Source organism: Streptomyces sp. PA03-6a, from assembly GCF_033792765.1.
Classification (GTDB): Bacteria; Actinomycetota; Actinomycetes; order Streptomycetales; family Streptomycetaceae; genus Actinacidiphila.
In genome coordinates, this window is the sequence record NZ_JARAVK010000067.1 from 22,445 (window position 1) to 40,457 (window position 18,013).

The following is an 18,013-nucleotide window of genomic DNA, read 5'->3' on the forward strand; positions in this document are numbered from 1 at the left end:
GAGGAGGCCACCGTGACAGCCGAAGCCCTCCGGTCCGAGTTCGCACCGGCCGACGGCCGGTACCTGCCGATCGCCGCCCACGGGCTCATCGGCGACCTGCGCAGCGCCGCGCTCGTCGGCACGAACGGCACCATCGACTGGTACTGCTCGGGGCGCTTCGACGCCCCCAGCATCTTCGCCTCGATCCTCGACGCCGACCGGGGCGGCAGCTTCGAGCTGGCCGCGGACGTGCCCGCGCGCACCAAGCAGTTCTACTTCCCCGACACCAACGTGCTGATCACCCGGTTCTTCGCCGAGGACGGCATGGGCGAGGTGCAGGACTTCATGCCGGTGGTCGACGACTCCCACGAGGCCGACCGGCACCGCCTGATCCGCCGCGTGGTCTGCGTGCGGGGCGTGCTGCCGTTCCGGATGCGGGTGGCGCCGCGCTTCGAGTACGGCAGCGTGCCGCACACCGTCCACATGAACGGGATGCAGGCGCTCTTCGCCACCCCGGCCCAGACCCTCGCCCTGACCTGCTCGGTGCCGCTGGAGAACGACGGCCGGGACGTGTGGGCCCAGTTCAAGCTCTCCGAGGGCGAGACCGCCGTCTTCGCCCTGGACCAGGTCGGCGACGGTGTCGGCCCCCGCGGCTGCCCGCTGACCGAGGCGGAGGACCAGTTCGAGAAGACCGTGCGCTACTGGCGCCACTGGCTCTCCCAGTCGAAGTACCGCGGACGCTGGCGCGAGATGGTGCACCGGTCCGCGCTGACCCTGAAGCTGCTCACCTACGCGCCGACCGGCGCCATCATCGCCGCGCCCACCACCAGCCTCCCCGAGCGCATCGGCGGGGAGCGCAACTGGGACTACCGCTACGTCTGGATCCGCGACGCGGCCTTCTGCGTCTACGCGCTGCTCCGGCTGGGCTTCACCGACGAGGCCGAGGCCTTCATGAACTTCCTGTCGGACCGCATCTGCATGGGGGGACCCCGCTGCACCACCGGCCCGTTGCAGATCATGTACGGCATCGACGGCCGCTCCGAACTGCCCGAACGGGAGCTGGACCACCTGGAGGGGTACGCGGGTTCCGCGCCGGTCCGGGTGGGCAACAATGCCGTCCACCAACTCCAGCTGGACATCTACGGCGAGCTCATCGACTCCCTCTACCTGTACGACAAGTGGGGCAAGCCGATCTCCAGCAGCCACTGGGACACCGTCTGCGAACTCGTGGACTGGGTCTGCGACAACTGGGACCAGCCCGACGAGGGCATCTGGGAGACCCGCGGCGGCCGCAAGAACTTCCTGTACTCCCGTGTGATGTGCTGGGTGGCGATCGAGCGCGGCATCCGCATGGCGAACCACCGCGGCCTGCCCGCCAACCGCGAGCGCTGGTACGGCGCCCGCGACTCCATCTACCGGCGGATCATGAGGAACGGCTGGTCGCAGGCGCGCGGTGCGTTCACCCAGAGCGAGGGCGAGGACGTGCTGGACGCGTCGGTGCTGATGATGCCGCTGTCGAAGTTCATCTCGCCGACCGACCCCAAGTGGCTCTCGACGCTCGACGCCCTCGGCAAGGACCTGGTCTCCGACTCCCTGGTCTACCGCTACGACCCCGTGTCGAGCCCGGACGGCCTGCCCGGCGACGAGGGCACCTTCTCCATCTGCTCCTTCTGGTACGTCGAGGCCCTCACCCGCGCCGGGCGCAAGGACGAGGCGCGGCTGGCCTTCGAGAAGATGCTCACCTACGGCAACCACCTCGGCCTGTACGCCGAGGAGATCGACCGCGCCGGCGAACTGCGCGGCAACTTCCCGCAGGCCTTCACGCACCTGGCCCTGATCAGCGCTGCCTTCAACCTGGACCGGGCGCTGGGCTAACCGCCCGTGCCGTGCCGGACCCACACGTTGGGCTCCACGTACACGGCGTGGTCGTGCGCGGTGTCGCAGTGCACGGGGACCAGCGCGCCGGGCACCTCGACGGCGCCGTCGCGGTCGAAGGGGAGCCCCGTCCAGCGCCGCCACTGGGCCAGCGTCCCGCTGACCGTCATGGAGGCCGGCGCGACCTTCACGACGACGCCGCCGGCCCTGACGTGCACCCGCAGCCAGGGGTCCTCGGGGAGCCCGTCCTCGCGCAGCAGGCCGACGTACTCGGTCATGGGGAGCCGCGGACGCAGGTGCTTGGCCGTGGGCCGGACCGGGGCGAGCAGCGCGTCGTGGCCCAGGTCCCCCGCGGTGTCGCGCAGCGCGGCCACCATGCGGTGCGACAGGCCGCGCCCCAGGTACCCGGTGTCGATGGTGATCTCCAGCGCGCTGACGGCCGTCGCCGGACGCCCGTCGCGCAGGTCGCCGTACGCCCACACCAGGACGCGGTCCCAGCCCTGGTCGGGTGTCTCCTCGCGGCCCTCGCCGGTGGCGTCGAAGGGGACGGCGAACCCGCGCGCCACGACGCGGTCGCCGTCGGTGGCGACGACGCAAGTCCGCGGGAAGTCCTCGGCCACCCGGTGCAACAGGGCCCCGGCGACCGGGTCCTGGGGGACGAAGGCCGGCCAGTTCCCGGTGATCTCCCAGAGCCGGGGGACCAGGGCGGGGCGCTCGGCGAGCGTGGTGATGCGGAGGGTGCCGGTGTCGTTCACAAGGCGGCACCCTGCCAGACGCGCCACCGCCCCGGCATCCCGATTTCCCCTCAGGCCGCCCGGCTCACGTCCGAGCGGGCCACGACCGCGGCGGCGCGGCGGCCGGCCGCCACGGCGCCCCGGCCCCAGGTCCCGGAACCGGCGCCACGGGCCACCGCGGTGAGCGGTACGGCGGCGAGCAGCAGCAGGCAGCCCAGGACGGCGCCCATCGCCGGGAAGCCCAGCCGGGAGCCGAGCAGTGCGCCGGTCAGCGGTCCGCAGGCCACCCCGAGCGAGGACGCGGAACCGGCGTACACCGCCCAGCGGCCGCGCGGGTCGAGCGCGGCGGCCAGGCCGATCAGGTACGAGAGGACCACCGGGTAGACGGTGTTCCACAGCACCTCGCCGACCGTGAAGGCGACCGCGCCGCGGGCCGAGGCGCCGGCCGCCACGCACACGGCGATCACGACCGTGCCCAGGCCGACGGGCACCGCGCGCCCGAGGCGGGTACCGAGGGCCCCCGCGGCCACGACGCCGAGCAGCCCGCCCCCGAGGGCCACCGCGAACACCATGCCCACCGCGGCCTCCGACAGGCCCACGCGGTCCAGCCCGATGCGTCCGCTCACGCCCCACAGCGCGTTCTGCGCCAGTGACCAGCACAGCATCGACGCCGCGAGCACGGTCCCGGCGACCGGGTGCGGCAGCGGCAGCCCGGTGTGCCGCGCCACGGCCGTGGTCCGCGGGCACGGCCGCGCGGGCAGCCGCCGGGTCAGCGGGAGGACGAGCAGGGCGGTCGTGGCGATGGCCGCGAACGGCAGGGCGTGGCCACCGCCGAGCCGCGGCAGGACGAGGTAGAGCGCCCCGGCCGTCGCCGAGGTGGTCAGCAGCGCGAGCACCGTGACCCGGTGGGGCTCCCGTTCACCGGCGATGCCGACGGCGGCCACCGCGGTCGACGTACCGGACCCGAGGCCGCCGGCGACGCAGCCGAGGACCACCAGGGGCACGTGGCCGGTGGCCGCGGCCGTCGTGAAGCCGCCCGCGATCAGCAGCAGGCCGTACCGGGCCAGCCGCGCCCGGCCGATCCGGTCGACCCGCGAGGCCAGCGTGAACCCGGCGCAGGCCGAGCCGAGCAGCAGCGTGCTGCCGACCGCCCCGGCCTGGGAACCGCTCAGGGCGAGACCGGTGGTGAGACGGCCGACGACGGTCGGCATGAGGTACGGCGCGAGGTAGCCGGCGCAGAAGAGCGCGACGAGCGGCAGCAGGGCGCGCGAGGGCGCGGTCCGCGAAGACATGGGCGTTCCTGGGTGAGGGACGGCCGAAGGCACGGCGAGCAGGTGGGGGAGTGCGCCCATCGACGGACAGGAACGCGCGGAACCATGTGTATCAAGCAACGAGGCTCGGCGATAAGGGGGTATTCCCCACTCAAACCTGCTGTTGCCGAATCGAGATCAAACGCTCGCGTAGAGCACACGCACACAAGTCTCGATGTCGCCCGCCGACAGGTGCGCGTAGCCGAGCACGAGCCGTACCCGGCCGTCCTCCTCCCCGGACCGGCCGTACGACGACAGCGGCCGCAGCGCCATCCCGGCCCGTGCCGCCCGTGCCGCCCGTGCCACCCGCGCCGGGAACGACGGCCCGGGGCGCCCGTCGCCCGGCGCGGCGCCGGGCCCCGGCTCCGCGCGCTCGCCCCGCTGCAGTGGGTGCGGCCGGCGCTGCTGGCCGGCACCGGGATGGTGGCCTTCAACCTCGCGGTGCTGAGCGCCGAGCGCACCGCGGAACCCGCCGTGCCCGGGGTGCTGGTGGGCTGCGCGCCCGTCGTCGTCGCCGTCCTGGTGCCCGCCGTGGAGGGCCGGCGCCCCGCGCCCCGGGTGACGGCGGCCGCCGCCCTGGTCGCGGCGGGGGCGTTCGGGGTGCAGGGCTGGGGCGCCACCGACGTCGCCGGGCTGCTGTGGCCGTCGGCGGCGCTCGGCGGCGAGGTCGCCTTCGCCGTGCCGGCCGTGCCGGTGCTGCGGCCGCTCCGCCCGAAGCTGCTGTCCGCCTGCGTGTGCGGCGTGGCCGCGGCCGAGGCGGCACCGCTCGGTGTGGCCCTCGACGGCGCGGAAGCCCTCCGGACCGCCGTGATCGCTTCGTCTGCTGGTACGCGGGCGTCCAGCGGATCGGCGCCGAGCGGGCCACGCTCTTCTCCGGGCTGATCCCGGTCTCCGCCGCGCCGACCGCGCCGCTCGCCGGAGTCGGCACGTACGGCACCGGGCAGCCGGCCGGCAGCCTGCTGGTGGCGGCGGGGGTGGCGCTCGGCGCGGGCGTGCGCCACGTCACATCCGGGGATCCGGAACGGGCGGGAACTCCCGCCCCGCGCCGGTAGTTCGACAGGTACGGGCCGCGCGCGGAGCGCCGGTCCGGCCAGCGGCCCCGACCGGGGGCCCCCGTCCCGGTCGGGGTCTTCATCGTGGGGCCGCGGGAGGCCGCCTCGGCCCCCGCGGCCCACCGGGCCCTACTTGACCCCGAGCAGTTGTTCGAGCGGGTCGATCGCGAAGTAGACGACGAAGAGCGCCGACACCGCCCACAGCAGCCAGTGCACCTGACGGGCCTTGCCCAGCACCGCCTTGAGCAGCACGAAGGCGATGAATCCGGCACCGATGCCGTTGGTGATCGAGTACGTGAAGGGCATCACGGCGATCGTCAGGAAGGCCGGGATGGCGATCTCGAAGTCGTCCCAGCCGATGTTCTTGACCTGGGTCATCATCAGGAAGCCGACTGCGACCAGCGCCGGCGCCGCCGCCTGGAGCGGCACGATCGTCAGCAGCGGGCTCAGGAAGAGCGCCACCGCGAACAGGCCGCCGGTGACCAGGTTGGCGAAGCCCGTACGCGCCCCCTCGCCGACCCCCGCCGCCGACTCGATGTAGGCGGTGTTCGACGACGCGGAGGCCGCGCCGCCCGCGACCGCCGCGGCACCGTCGATGAGCAGGACCCGGCCCAGGTTCGGGACCTTGCCCTCCTCGTCCAGCAGGCCCGCCTCGGCCGTGATGCCGACGACCGTGCCCATGGTGTCGAAGAAGTCCGACAGGATGAGGGTGAAGACCAGCAGCACCACCGTGATGAAGCTGACCTCGGCGAAGGCGCCGAAGAGGCTGAAGTGACCCAGCAGCCCGAAGTCCGGTGCGGCGAACACGTCGTCGGGCACCTTGGGCGTGGTCAGACCCCAGCTCTTCACGTCCGCGACGGCGTCGACCACGATCGCCAGCACCGTCATGGCGACGATGCTGATCAGGATCGCGCCCTTCACCTTCCGGGCCAGCAGGGCGATCGTCAGCAGCACCCCCAGGCAGAAGACGAGCACCGGCCAGCCCGACAACGCCCCGCCGCCGCCCAGTTGCACGGGGACCGTGGTGTTCGCGGCGTCCGGGATGCGGCTGACGAAGCCGGCGTCCACGAAGCCGATGAAGGCGATGAACAGGCCGATGCCCACGCTGATCGCCTGCTTCAACGCCTGGGGTATCGCGTGCATCACCGCCTCGCGGAGCCCGGTCACCACCAGGACGCAGATGACCAGGCCCTCGATGACGATCAGGCCCATCGCGTCGTCCCAGCTCATCATGGGCGCGATCTGGAAGGCGACCACCGCGTTGAGGCCGAGGCCCGCCGCGATGGCCAGCGGCAGGTTGCCGCCGACGCCCATGACGATCGTCATGACCGCCGCCACCAGCGCGGTGGCGGTGACCAGTTGACCGGTCGACAGGACGTGGCCGAACTTGTCCTTCGCGCTCCCCAGGATGATCGGGTTCAGCACGAGGATGTAGGCCATCGTGAAGAACGTGGCGAAACCGCCGCGGACTTCGCGGCCGAAGGTCGACCCGCGCTCCCCGATGCGGAAGTAGCGGTCCAGTGCGTTGTGGGGTGGTGGTGGCGGAGAGCCCTTCGCCACGTCGGTGGCCTGAGCGGACATGGTGCTCCTCGGGGTCGGTACGGCAACCGGGTAAACCTGCTGGAGGCTGGGGGGATTGTGTACGCCGGAACGTCCGCTCGGGTTTTGAATCCGTTTCCTTGTGTTAACGAATCGGCACCGCTCGGCGCCCCACCCGGACTCCGGCGTCGAAACCGGCGCGCAGCGGCGTCCTGCCTGGACATGCCCTCCCACCGTCCGGTGGGATGGGGACCGTGGGCGACCAGGACAGCGCGGCGGAGGTCTTCGAGCGGCACCGGCCCCTGCTCACGGGGGTCGCGTACCGCATGCTCGGCCGCTTCGCCGACGCCGAGGACGTCGTGCAGGAGACCTGGCCGCGCTGGGCCGCCGCCGACCGCGCGACCGTACGCGACCCGCGGGCCTTCCTGGTGACCGCCACGACCCGGCTCGCCATCGACCGCCTGCGGCAGGTGCGGTCGCGCCGCGAGTCCTACCCCGGTCCCTGGCTCCCCGAGCCCGTCGCCACCGACTTCGGGCACACCGTGCCCGACGCGGCCGAACGCGTCGTCCTCGCCGAGTCCGTCTCGCTCGCCGTCCTCGTCCTGCTGGAGTCGCTCTCCCCGCTGGAGCGCGCCGTGTTCGTGCTGCGCGAGGCCTTCGCGTTCCCGTACGCGCAGATCGCCGCGGTCCTCGACCGGACCGAGCCCGCGGTACGCCAGCTCGCCGGCCGCGCCCGCCGCCACGTCGAGGACAGGCGCCCCCGCTACGACGCCGACCCCGCCGAGACCGCCCGGGTCACCGAGCGCTTCCTCGCCGCCGCGGTGGGCGGCGACCTCCAGGGACTGCTCGCCCTGCTCGCCCCCGACGTGCGCCTCCTCGGCGACGGCGGCGGCGTGCAACGCGCCCCGCTCCGGGTCATCGAGACCGCCGGCAAGGTCGGCCGCTTCCTGCACGCCGTCGCGCCCACCCCGATCGCCGAACCCGCCTTCGCCTTCCGCGAGGTGAACGGCGTCCCGTCGATCGTCGTCACCTCCCGCGGCCGCCCCCACACCGTGTTCAGCCTGGAGGTCACCGACGGCCTCGTCTCCACGGTCTACCTCCTCACCAACCCCGGCAAGCTCACCGGCGTCGCCACCGCGGCCCCCGTCCTCCGCGACACCGGCACGGCCTGACCGCCGTGGCGCACGGGACGGCCGCCCTCCGGCCCCGGGCAGCAGAAAGTAATGCGGGGGTCCAGAACACCAGGCCCACCTCCCTACGGACGTCAAGCCTGGGCACTCCGACAGGCGGTTCGACGCCGTCGGTTAGGGTGCCCCGGGGGCGGGGGCACCACGAGCGACGCGAGGCGGGGAGCGGCTGTGCACGATCATCCGGAGGGCCACGAGGGCGGGGCGCGCCTGGAGGCGGAGGGCGAAGTGGCCACGGCGCGCATCGCGCTGGCCGGGGGCGACCTCGAGCACGCCGCCCGGCACCTGGAGGACGCGCTGGCGCGTGACCCCGCACTCCCCGAGACCCACGAGGCCATCGCCGAGTTCGCCGCGCGCGTCGGGGGCGCGGAGGCGGCGCTGGCGTACTTCGCCCCCGAGGAGCGGGCGTTCATCGGCACCGTGGCCGCGCGCGGCCACCTCTGCGCGGTCGCGGGCCACTGGGACGAGGCCGTCGGCCTGCTCGCCCAGTGCGCCGGGCACGAGCCGCAGCGGCCCTGGCTGGACGTCGCGTGGCTGCGCCGCCCCGACATCGCCGAGCTCGTCGCGCCGGACACCGTGGCCCGGGCGGCCGCGCGCGTCGCGCCGCAACTGCCCGATCCGGTGGAGGAGGAGCGGCGCGGCCCGCTGCTGCCGCTGCTCGACCTGGTCCGCGCGAGCGCCGCGCGCCACCCCGACCACACGATGCTGCTCTGGTGCGGTTCCACGCTCGCCCGCCGCATGGGCGGCTCCGAGGAGGCCGTGAGCTGGGCACGGCGCTCGTACGAGCTCGAACCCTCCCACCCCGCCGCGGTGATGCTCGGTTACGCGCTGCGCAGCGCCGGCCGCCCCGAGGAGGCGCTGGAGGTCTGGCAGCGCGAGGTCGCCCGCGACCCCTGCGACCTCGACCTGTACGTCGACGTCGCCGAGTTGCTGGGGTCGCTCGGCCGTCCCGCCGAGGGCGTGGCATGGGCCGAGCGGGCGCTGGCCGCCGACCCCGCGCACCCCAAGGCGGGACCCGCGGCGCACGCGCTGCGCCACGCGGTGCGGCCGGACCTGCGGCACCTGGTGGCCCTCGCCGACCATCTGCGGGCCGAACCCGGACACGGCTACGCCGCGGACCTGCTCGCCCGGCTGAGCCAGGGGACGCCGTGGCTGAACTGGATACCCGGCGGCAACGAGGCCGTCGTCAGCCTGCTGCACCAGGCGCTCGGGCAGTCCGTGCCCGCGGACGCCGGACTGACGCTCACCGTCTCCGCCCTGGAACCGCCGAGCGCGCTGCTCGCGCTGCGCGCCGCGTACCCGAACGCGGTCACCGACATCCAGTCCGTGCCCGAGCCGGACCTGCGGATCGCCCCGCGCCCCGTCGAGGTCGCGCTCTGGGCCTACGAGGGCACGACCGCGCGGCCCGCCGTCCGTCCGCCGTCCCCGGAGGCGGCCGAAGCGGTGCGCCGCCTGGCCTGGCACGGCTGGCCGCACCTGGTCGCCGCCTACGACGACGCGGTGGCGCTCTCCGGGCTCGATCCCGAGGACCTGCTCGGCGTGCTCGTCCATCCGCCGGCCCCGCGCGAGGACGAGTTGGGCCGCGCGCTCTCCGCCCAGGCCCCCGACCTGTGGATACGGTGCGTGCAGGTGTGGGCGTGCCTGGGCCTGGCGCACCACCGCAGCGACGAGCCCTGGGCCGTCTCGCGGCGCCGTGCGCTCCTCGTGGACGTGCTGGACAACGCCGAGGACTGGGTGTGCGAGGCGGCCGCACTCGCGATCGTGGCGACCGCCTGGACCGACCCCGCCGTGCGCCAGGACGCGGCCGAACTCGTCGGCCGCCGCCTGCTGGACGCCCTGGAGGCGAGGCGGAGCCGCGTCGTCACCCTGACCTGGTCGCTGTGCCACCTCGCCCTCGCCACCCCGGAGCTGACCCCGCAGGTCGCGGCTCTCGCCACCGACGTGCTGCGCACGATCGACGCGGAGGACGACGAGGAGGCCGCCGGCCGGGAGTAGCGGGCGTCGCTACAGGCCGCCGGCGACGCGCAGCACTGCGCCCGTGGTGTACGAGGCGTCCGGCGACATCAGCCACGCCACCGCGCCGGCGACCTCGTCCGGCTCCCCGGGCCGCCGCATGGGCACGCGGTCCGGATTGCGCCAGGGCCGCTCGGGGTCGCCCATCGCGGCGTGGATGTCGGTCACGATCATGCCGGGCTGCACGGAGTTGACGCGCACGCCGTCCGGGGCGAGTTCCTTGGCGAGGCCCACGGTCAGCGCGTCGACCGCCGCCTTGCTTGCGGCGTAGTGCACGTACTCCCCGGGGCCGCCGAGCGTCGCGGCGCCGGAGGAGATGTTGACGATCGCGCCGCCCCGGCCGCCGTACCGGGTGGACATCCCCAGCGCCGCGCGGCGGGCGCACATGATCGCGCCCATCACGTTGACGTCGATCACCCGGCGCATGACCTCGACCGGGGTCTCGGTGAAACGGCCCAGCGGCCCGGTCACGCCCGCGTTGTTGACCAGGCCGGTCACCGCGCCGAGCTGTTCGCCCACGGTGTCGAAGAGCGTGTCCACCTGTCCGGCGTCGCTGGTGTCGACGCGCACCACGACGCAGCGGGCGCCCGCGTCCCGGACCTTGCGGGCGACGTCCTCGGCGGCGCCGGCGTCCTTCTCGTAACCGATGCCGACGGCGTGCCCCTCGCGGGCCAGCCGCAGCGCGACCGCCGCGCCGATGCCGCGGCCGCCTCCGGTGACCACCGTGACCGGACCCATGCCAGCTCCCTCACTCGACGTGATCACGAACGCTACCAGCGCGCGAACGCCCCATGACGGGCCCATGACGGGCGCGAACACCTCGTGAACAGCGCGCGGCCGTGCCCGCCGGACGCGGCCGGGCCCCTGAGCATTGGTCTTGACCAAGTCGGAGGGCAGCTCTATCGTCGCCTAGTAGTGCAAGAACCTTTAATAAAGAGCCGTTCGGAAACAAGGCTGAACAAACCCCGGACGGCGTCAGGCCGATTGCGGAGGACAGGGTGGGGACCACGCAGCTCGAGAACGTGCCGGAGCCCAAGTACTGGCACCTCAAGACCGTCCTCATCGACGCCCTCGACTCCGAGTTCGCGGTCGGTGAGATCCTGCCCAACGAGCGTGAGCTCGCCGCCCGTTTCGGTGTCGCCCGGGCGACCCTGCGCCAGGCCCTGGAGCAGTTGGAGCTGGAGGGCCGCCTGCAGCGCCGCAGAGGTGTCGGCACCACGGTCGCGCCGCCGCGCGTGGGCGTCTCGGTCGGCCCGTCGAGCGGCAGCTGGCCCGGCGCCGCGGGTGACGCGTGGCGGACCGTGGGGTGCGTCGAGGCCGTCGCCCCCGCCGCGGTCGCCGAGGCGCTCGGCACCGACGCCGACGAGGCGGTGCACACCGTCCGCCGGGTCCGCGCGATGGGCGGCCAGTCCGTCGCCACCGAGCTGCTCTACGTCCCCCGGGCCTCCGTCCCCGGCCTCGCCGGCGACCTCACGCCGGCCGGCCACGCCCCCGCCGTCCTGCGGGAGTTGCACGTCCTCGGGCTCGACGGCGACGACCGGGCCGTGGAGCTGGGCTCGGCCCGCGCCGAGGACGCCAAGCAGCTCGACCGGCTGCCCGGCGCCCCCGTGCTGGTCGTCACCACCCGTTACTTCAGCGGGGGACGTGTCGCGGCCGTCGCCGTCGCCACCTACCGCGCCGACACCTGCCGGCTGACCTTCGGCGACAGCGGAGCGATGGAGATCACCCACCACGGCCAGGAGCGGCACGCCGCCGCGTCGTGAACCCGGCTCCGGCCTCCGTCCCGCCCTCCCGTCCGGTCCGCCCGCTCAGTAGAAGCGGCCCGTGTTGGCGTCCTCGGCGCCATCACGGCCGGAGGGTACGGGCAGCGGGTGCCCGGAGCAGCGGACGTCCCGGTCCCCGGTGGCGCCGGAGACCAGGTAGCGGTCGACGCGTGCGGTGACGCACTCGTTCCAGAAGCTGATCAGGCCGTGGGAGCCCCGCCCCTCCTCGGTGATCATCCGGGAGCCCGGCAGCCTGCGGTGCAGTTCGACCGCGCCCTCGTACGGTGTGGCCGCGTCCCGCTCCGACTGGACGATCAGCACCGGCGGCAGCCGCGACCCGGGGCGCGCGCCGACGTCCACCGCCCGCCCGCCCTGGACCGGCCACGAGGCACAGGGCAGGTTCAGCCAGGCGTTCGCCCAGGTCTCGAAGGGACGTTGACGCGCGATCCGTGAGTTGTCGCGGTCCCACACGCTCCAGTCGCGCGGCCACGCCCCGTCCGAGCACTCCACCGCAAGGTAGACCGCTTCGCTGTTCTCCTCGTCCTCGGCCTGCCCGGGGTCCGGGGCGGCCGCGGTGACGAGCGGGTCGTCGTCACCGCGCAGGTAGCGCGAGAGCAGATGGGCGAAGGAGGCCCAGCGCTGGTCGTAGTAGGCGGCCTGCACCGCCGCCGAGTGCAGTTCGCCCGCGCCCACCTTGCCGGCCGGGCGCTTGCCGAGCATCCGCATCGCCCGGTCGAAGCTCGCCTGCACGCGCCCGGGTGTCGCGCCGAGGCCGTACACGCGGTCGTGCCCGGCGGCCCAGGCGCGCCAGTCCGCCCAGCGGTGCTCGAAGGCCACGTCCTGCGCGAGGTTGGCGCCGTACCAGACACCGCGCGGGTCGGGGTTGACGACGCTGTCGACGACCATGCGGCGCACGTGCGAGGGGAAGAGGGTGGCGTACACCGCGCCCAGGTACGTCCCGTAGGAGACGCCGTAGTAGTTGAGGCGCGGCTCGCCCAGGGCGGCGCGGATGACGTCGAGGTCCCGTGCCAGGTCCGCGGTGCGCATGTTCCGCAGGAGCGCGCCGCCCCGCGCGCCGCAGTTCTCGGCCGTGCGCCGGGCCTCCGCGCGCTTGGCGGCCTTCACCGCGGCGGTGGGCAGTCGCGGATCGGGGCCGGGGGAGCGCTGGTGGCCCGCCGGGTCCTGGCAGGACAGCGGCGCGGAGTGGCCGACCCCGCGGGGGTCGAAGCCCACCAGGTCGTACGTCCTGGCCGCGGTCTCCCAGACCTTGCGGGTGACCGCGCCCACGCCGGGCCGGCCCACCGCGGGGAACCACAGCCCCGACGAGCCGGGGCCGCCCGGGTTGAACACCAGGGCACCCTGGCGCACCGAGGCGGGGCCCGCCGCGCGCAAGCGGCTCACCAGCAGGCCGATCGTCGCGCCGCCCGGCTCCGCGTAGTCCACCGGCACCCGGACGGTGCCGCACTGCACGGGCGCCTTGAGCCCGCTGTCCGCCGGGCACGCCCCGAAGACGATCCCGGTGGCCCCGGCCGACCGGGCCGCGACCGTGGCCCCCGCCATCCGCAGCTGCTCGGCGACCAGGGGATCCGGGGAGTGCCCGGCGGCCGGGGCGGTCGCCGCGCCGGCCGCCAGCACCAAGGACACTGCCAGGACCACTGCTCGCCGCACGAGGGACGCCCTTTCGCCGGCCACGCCCGCCGGCGCGGCACGCTCGCCGATGCGACGGATCGTCGGCTGGTCGGACAAACGGGCCAAGCAGGCAGGCCGGTGAGCCGCGGAATTTCGCCCGTATTGCCCTGGCCGCTGGTTCGCGTGCTCGGCGGTGGGGCCGGCCGGTGGGGCCGGCCGGTGGGGCCGGCCGGTGGTGCCGTGGTCGTGTGGTGCCGTCGGTGGTGCGGCCCGGCTCGCGTCGCGCGCTCAGCGGCCGAGCAGCGAGGTCCTGGCCACCGCGAACAACTGCTCCTCGACGTGGTCCAGCGCGAGCCGCAGTGCCCCCGTGGCCACCGCCTCGTGCCCCAGCGCCGACAGCGCCACCTCCGGCGGTCGCAGGCAGTAGCGCGCCAACTCCGTGCGCAGCGGCTCCAGTACGCCGTCCAGTCCGGCCGCCCAGCCGCCGATCACCACCAGTTCCGGGTCTATCGCCTGCACCAGCGCCGCCACGTCGTGCACCAGGCGCTGCAGGAACCGGTCGAAGGCCTCCCGCGCCTGGACGTCGCCCGACCTCGCGAGCGCGAACACCTCGGCCACCGCGGACTCGTCCAGCGGGTGCAGAGGTGTCCCCGTCGTGGACAGCAGCCGTTCCGGCCGGGCCTCCCGGCCCAGCAGGTGCAGCGCCCCGATCTCGCCCGCCGCCCCGCCGAAGCCGCGGTGCAGCCGGCCCCCGATCAGGGACCCGGCTCCGGGGCTCAGCCCCGCCAGCACGAACACCACGTCGTCGGTGCCGACGGCCGCGCCCTTCCAGTGCTCGGCGACGGCGGCGGCGTTCGCGTCGTTCTCCACCAGGACGGGGCAGCGGAACGACCGGCGCAGCCGCTCGCCCAGCGGCAGCCCCGTCCAGCCGGGCAGCGCCGTGCTCAGCCGCACCGCGCCGTCGGTCTCCACGATCCCCGGGCTGCCCACGCCGACCGCCCACAGGGTGCTGCGGGCCACGCCGGCCTTGCGCAGCAGCTCGGCGACGGTGCCGCGGACCCGCTCCAGGCGCTCCTCGGCCGGCAACGTGTCGGCGACGTCGTGCGCCAGCGACCCCAGGACGCGACCGCTGAGGTCCGACAGCAGCGTCCGGATCTCCCGGGCCCCGATCTCCACGCCCAGCAGGTGCCCCGCCTCCGCGTGGAAGCGGAACCTGCGCGCGGGACGGCCCTGCTTGCGCGCGTCACCGGGCTCCTGCGGCGCCTCCACCACCAGGCCCGACTCCGTCAGGCCCTCGATCACGCCCTCGACGGTCGGCCGTGACAGCCCCGTCGTCTGCACCAGTTCGGTCAGGCTCACGGCGGGCTCGCCGCGCAGCGCATGGAGCACCACCGCGGAATTGATCCGCCGGAGCAGGGACGGGTCCCCGCCGGTGAGCCGCCCCAACGTACGTCCTCCCAGCTTGCGCGCGTGTTGGCCGGATCGTACCCGTCCCGGCGGCCCGCGGCGAGTAGCTCCGGCACAGGGTTACTGACTCGATGTCAAGTGTCACAGGCGCGGGGTTTACTGGAGCCATGGACCTGCCCGGCCACGTGGCCCTCGTCGACGCGCTGCGCGCCCGCCCCTTCCCGGCGCGGCGCGAGCGCTGCGGCGCGGTCGACAGCGGCCCCGGCTACCACATAACGGACCTCCGGATCAGTGCGGACTTCTGGGACGCGGACGGGGACCCCGGGTACAGAGGGCAGGTCGAGGACGACATGGAGGCCGAGTGCCAGGCCCTGGTCGAGGTGTTCACCGAGCGCTGGGGGGCGCCCGAGACGGTCGACCTCGCCGCCCACCTCGAACGCTCCTTCCACGGTGAGCCGGTTCCGCCGCCGCTGGACACCCTGTGCGGCTACGCCTGCGAGGCGTGGGCCTGGCGCGTCGGGGACCGCTGGATAGGGGTGTGCGTCGGCCAGGCGGACCCGGAGCTGCCCTTTCAGCTCGTCGCCGCCGTCGGCGACGCAGCGGCCGTACCGTGACCGCGTCGCACTCCTCGACGCGGTGGCCGCACCCCCACTACCCTTTGTCCGTAACGGCCTGATGTGTCGTCATGCGCGACGACTCCCGCCCCGGGGCCGGCACACACGGCGCGGACGGCTGACCCAGTGATTCCGGCGCCATGGCGCCGTGCCGTACCCGGGGGGCCGTCATGCCGAACCCGCACTTCCTCCACCGCGCCGCGCGAAGACTCCTCGCCGCCGCCTCCGCCCTGCTCCTGGGCGGCGCCACCGCCCTCGTCCTCGCCCCCGCAGCCTCCGCCGAACCCGCCACCCCGGCCGGCTACCCCGCCGGGGCGGGCGCCACCCGCTACTCCGGGCTCGCCTTCGACACGTGCACCGCGCCGCCGCTCACCACGATCCAGGCGTGGAACGCCTCCCCGTACCGCGCGCTCGGCGTGTACGTGTCGGGCGTCAACCGCACCTGCGCCCAGCCGCAGCTCACCGCCTCCTGGGTGACCTCCGTCGCCCGGCTCAAGTGGCGCCTGCTGCCCATACACAAGGGCCTGCAGCCGCCCTGCGGCGCCCGGCCCGGCGACGCCAAGATCAGCACCACCCCCGGCTCCGCGCGGACCCAGGGCACCAGGGCGGCCGGCGAGGCCGTCGCCGCGGCCAAGGCCCTCGGCATGCAACCCGGCAGCGCCCTCTACAACGACATCGAGAACTACGCCCAGGACGACGCCGCCTGCCGCACCGGCGTCCTCACCTATCTGTCGGCCTGGACGAAGGAACTGCACCGGCTGGGCTACGTCTCCGGCGTCTACATGAACCTCAACCTCGGCGCCAAGCAGCTCGCCGACGTCTACACCTCCGCCTCCTACGCCCGCCCCGACGCCCTGTGGATCGCCCGCTACGACGGCGCCGACACCCTCAAGGGCTGGACCGGCGTCGCCGACGCCAAGTGGCCCGTCCACCAGCGCGCGAAGCAGTACCGCGGCGGCCACGACGAGACCTACGGCGGCGTCACCGTGAACATCGACAACGACCGGCTCGACGCGCCCGTCGCCACCGTCGCCCTCGGCTACACGGTGACGAGCTCCACCGCCCTCAAGGCCCGCAGCGGCCCCTCGACGACCCATCCCGTCGTCACCACCCATGCGCCCGGCTCCGCCCTGCGCGTCGTCTGCCAGGCCCCGGGCCTGAAGGTGGGCACCACCTCCGTGTGGGACAAGCTCACCGACGGCACCTACGTCAGCGACCACTACGTCAGCACCCCCTCGGCCACGGGCTACAGCGCCCCCCTGCCCCGCTGCGTCCTGCCCTACCAGGTCACCGCGCCCGGCGGCCTCACCGAACGCAGCGGTCCCGGCACCTCCTACGCCGCCAAGGGCACCTCCCCCAACGGCGCGCTGGCCTGGGTCGTCTGCCAGAAGTCCGGCTCCAAGGTCGGCGCCACCAAGATCTGGAACCGCATCGACAACGGCCGCTACGTCTCCGACCACTACGTCGCCACGCCCGGCACGACGGGCTACAGCAAGCCGATCCCGCGCTGTTGAGCGGGGAAAGCCCGTTCGGCGTACGGGCTTCTCAAGCTCCCCCGTTCGGTCACCGATGCATCCCGCAGGAAGCGTTACTGCGAGGAGAGGTTGGATCTGTGACGTCAGCATCGGCGCCGCGCTCGGCTGCGGGCCTGGACGCGGTGGGGACCGCCGTCGGCGACCTGCGGGCCGGGCGGCCCGTCATCGTGGTCGACGACGAGGACCGCGAGAACGAGGGCGACCTGGTCATGGCGGCCGAGTTCGCCACCGCGGAGACCATGGGGTTCTTCGTCCGCTGGACCAGCGGCCTGATCTGCGCGCCCTTGGCGCCGGAGATCGCCGACCGCCTGGAACTGCCGCTGATGGTCCCGCCCGGCCCCGACCTCGACACGGCGGCGTACACCGTCTCCGTGGACGCGGTCGGCGTCGGCTCCGGGATCTCCGCCGCGGACCGGGCGCGGACGGTACGGACGCTGGCCGGCCGGGCGACCCGGCCCGACGAGCTGCACCGCCCCGGGCACGTCTTCCCGCTGCGCGCCCGCCCCGGGGGGATCGCCGAGCGGCGCGGGCACACCGAGGCCACCGTCGACCTGCTGCGCCTGGCCGGGTTGCCGCCGGTCGGAGTGATCAGCGAGGTCTGCGAGGACGACGGTTCGGTCGCCCGCTTCGACCGGCTGCGGGCCTTCGCCGACCGGCACGGCCTGGCGCTCATCTCGATCGAGCAGTTGTCGGACGGGCCGCGCCACGCGGACCCCGCGACGGTGTGACCGGATGAGCCGTGCGACGATCTTCGACCTGGACGACACGCTGGTCGACAGCGCGGACGCATGGGTCCGTGTCTGCGCCGCCTTCGCCGCCCGCCACGGTCACCGCTGGCGGGCGCAGGACACCGCCGCGCTGCACGGCAACGGCGGCTGGGCGGCGTACGTCGCCGGACTGTGCGGTGGCACGGCGAGCCCCGCCGAGGTGGTCCGGGCCTGCACCGCCGCGGCGACCGGCGAGGTGGCCGCGGGCCGGGTCCGGGCGCTGCCCGGCGCCGTGGACCTGGTCCTCGAAGCCGGACGGCACGGCCCCGTGGGCCTGGCCACCGCCAGCCCGCGCCGCTTCGTCCTGGCGGTCCTCGACGGGCTGGGCCTGACGGGACGGCTCAGCGCCGTCGTGTGCGGGGAGGACGTGGCGCGGGGCAAACCCGCGCCCGACCCCTACCTGCGTGCGGCCGCCGAGATCGGGGTGCCGCCGTCCGGCTGCCTGGCCGTCGAGGACTCCCCGAACGGCATCCGCTCGGCGGCCGCGGCCGGCATGCGCGTCCTCGCCGTCCCCCGCGGCGGCATGCCGCTGCCGCCCGACGTCGCCCACCTGCCCGCCGCCCAGGCCCTGTCTCTTAAAAAAATTATAACATCAAAAAAAAAGAGCTT

The 18,013-nt window shown here is 74.4% G+C and carries 15 protein-coding genes and 1 pseudogene; 9 read left to right on the plus strand and 7 right to left on the minus strand.

The window, feature by feature from the left end:
* Positions 1-12 precede the first annotated feature (12 nt).
* Complete coding sequence (locus tag PV350_RS18110; protein ID WP_500334833.1) at positions 13-1,854, plus strand: glycoside hydrolase family 15 protein; 1,842 nt, start codon at positions 13-15, stop codon at positions 1,852-1,854.
* Here the strand turns inward: PV350_RS18110 and PV350_RS18115 are convergent.
* The 3 genes from PV350_RS18115 to PV350_RS18125 all read right to left on the minus strand — a co-directional run bounded on the left by PV350_RS18115 (position 1,851) and on the right by PV350_RS18125 (position 4,204).
* On the minus strand, positions 1,851-2,609 hold the full coding sequence (locus PV350_RS18115; RefSeq protein ID WP_499510403.1) for an N-acetyltransferase: 759 nt from the start codon (positions 2,607-2,609) through the stop codon (positions 1,851-1,853). The genes PV350_RS18110 and PV350_RS18115 overlap by 4 nt on opposite strands.
* 50 nt (positions 2,610-2,659) lie before the next feature.
* Positions 2,660-3,880 carry an MFS transporter gene (locus tag PV350_RS18120; protein WP_499510402.1) on the minus strand — a complete coding sequence of 407 codons (1,221 nt, stop codon included), beginning with the start codon at positions 3,878-3,880 and terminating at the stop codon, positions 2,660-2,662.
* Between the two features lie 156 nt (positions 3,881-4,036).
* Positions 4,037-4,204: a hypothetical protein gene (locus PV350_RS18125; RefSeq protein ID WP_500334850.1), complete on the minus strand. Its 168-nt coding sequence runs from the start codon at positions 4,202-4,204 to the stop codon at positions 4,037-4,039.
* Positions 4,205-4,231: 27 nt separating this feature from the next.
* Between PV350_RS18125 and PV350_RS18130 the strand changes: the two are divergent.
* Positions 4,232-4,950: pseudogene (locus tag PV350_RS18130) on the plus strand (EamA family transporter); the annotation flags it as partial.
* 129 nt (positions 4,951-5,079) lie between these two features.
* Here the strand turns inward: PV350_RS18130 and PV350_RS18135 are convergent.
* Positions 5,080-6,531 (minus strand): NCS2 family permease, encoded by a 1,452-nt coding sequence (locus PV350_RS18135; protein ID WP_499510401.1) that lies wholly within the window; start codon positions 6,529-6,531, stop codon positions 5,080-5,082.
* A 203-nt stretch (positions 6,532-6,734) separates the two neighbouring features.
* Between PV350_RS18135 and sigJ the strand changes: the two genes are divergently transcribed.
* The gene (gene sigJ / locus PV350_RS18140; RefSeq protein WP_500334835.1) at positions 6,735-7,661 is read left to right on the plus strand and encodes an RNA polymerase sigma factor SigJ; all 927 of its coding nucleotides are present in this window, start codon (positions 6,735-6,737) and stop codon (positions 7,659-7,661) included.
* Positions 7,662-7,847: 186 nt separating this feature from the next.
* Entirely contained in the window at positions 7,848-9,671 is a 1,824-nt protein-coding gene (locus PV350_RS18145; protein WP_500334837.1) for a tetratricopeptide repeat protein, read from the plus strand.
* A gap of 9 nt (positions 9,672-9,680) precedes the next feature.
* Here the strand turns inward: PV350_RS18145 and PV350_RS18150 are convergent, their stop codons facing one another.
* A complete protein-coding gene (locus PV350_RS18150) occupies positions 9,681-10,427 on the minus strand; it encodes an SDR family oxidoreductase (protein WP_500334839.1) in 747 nt (248 codons plus the stop codon).
* Between the two features lie 260 nt (positions 10,428-10,687).
* On the opposite strand from PV350_RS18150, the gene PV350_RS18155 reads away from it, so the two are divergent.
* A complete protein-coding gene (locus PV350_RS18155; protein ID WP_499510397.1) occupies positions 10,688-11,452 on the plus strand; it encodes a GntR family transcriptional regulator in 765 nt (254 codons plus the stop codon).
* Positions 11,453-11,497: 45 nt separating this feature from the next.
* On the opposite strand, the gene PV350_RS18160 is transcribed toward PV350_RS18155, so the two are convergent.
* A complete protein-coding gene (locus PV350_RS18160; protein WP_500334842.1) occupies positions 11,498-13,120 on the minus strand; it encodes an alpha/beta hydrolase in 1,623 nt (540 codons plus the stop codon).
* Positions 13,121-13,369: 249 nt separating this feature from the next.
* Positions 13,370-14,527 carry an ROK family transcriptional regulator gene (locus PV350_RS18165; protein WP_499510395.1) on the minus strand — a complete coding sequence of 386 codons (1,158 nt, stop codon included), beginning with the start codon at positions 14,525-14,527 and terminating at the stop codon, positions 13,370-13,372.
* A 128-nt stretch (positions 14,528-14,655) separates the two neighbouring features.
* Here PV350_RS18165 and PV350_RS18170 point away from each other — a divergent pair, with 128 nt between their 5' ends.
* From PV350_RS18170 to PV350_RS18185, 4 genes are all read left to right on the plus strand, one after another.
* On the plus strand, positions 14,656-15,102 hold the full coding sequence (locus PV350_RS18170) for a hypothetical protein (RefSeq protein WP_499510394.1): 447 nt from the start codon (positions 14,656-14,658) through the stop codon (positions 15,100-15,102).
* Between the two features lie 170 nt (positions 15,103-15,272).
* Entirely contained in the window at positions 15,273-16,616 is a 1,344-nt protein-coding gene (locus PV350_RS18175) for a glycoside hydrolase domain-containing protein (RefSeq protein ID WP_500334844.1), read from the plus strand.
* Between the two features lie 98 nt (positions 16,617-16,714).
* The gene (ribB, locus tag PV350_RS18180; RefSeq protein ID WP_500334846.1) at positions 16,715-17,365 is read left to right on the plus strand and encodes a 3,4-dihydroxy-2-butanone-4-phosphate synthase; all 651 of its coding nucleotides are present in this window, start codon (positions 16,715-16,717) and stop codon (positions 17,363-17,365) included.
* 4 nt (positions 17,366-17,369) lie between these two features.
* Positions 17,370-18,013: HAD family hydrolase (locus tag PV350_RS18185; protein ID WP_500334848.1), on the plus strand; the 644-nt coding region annotated here is incomplete at its 3' end.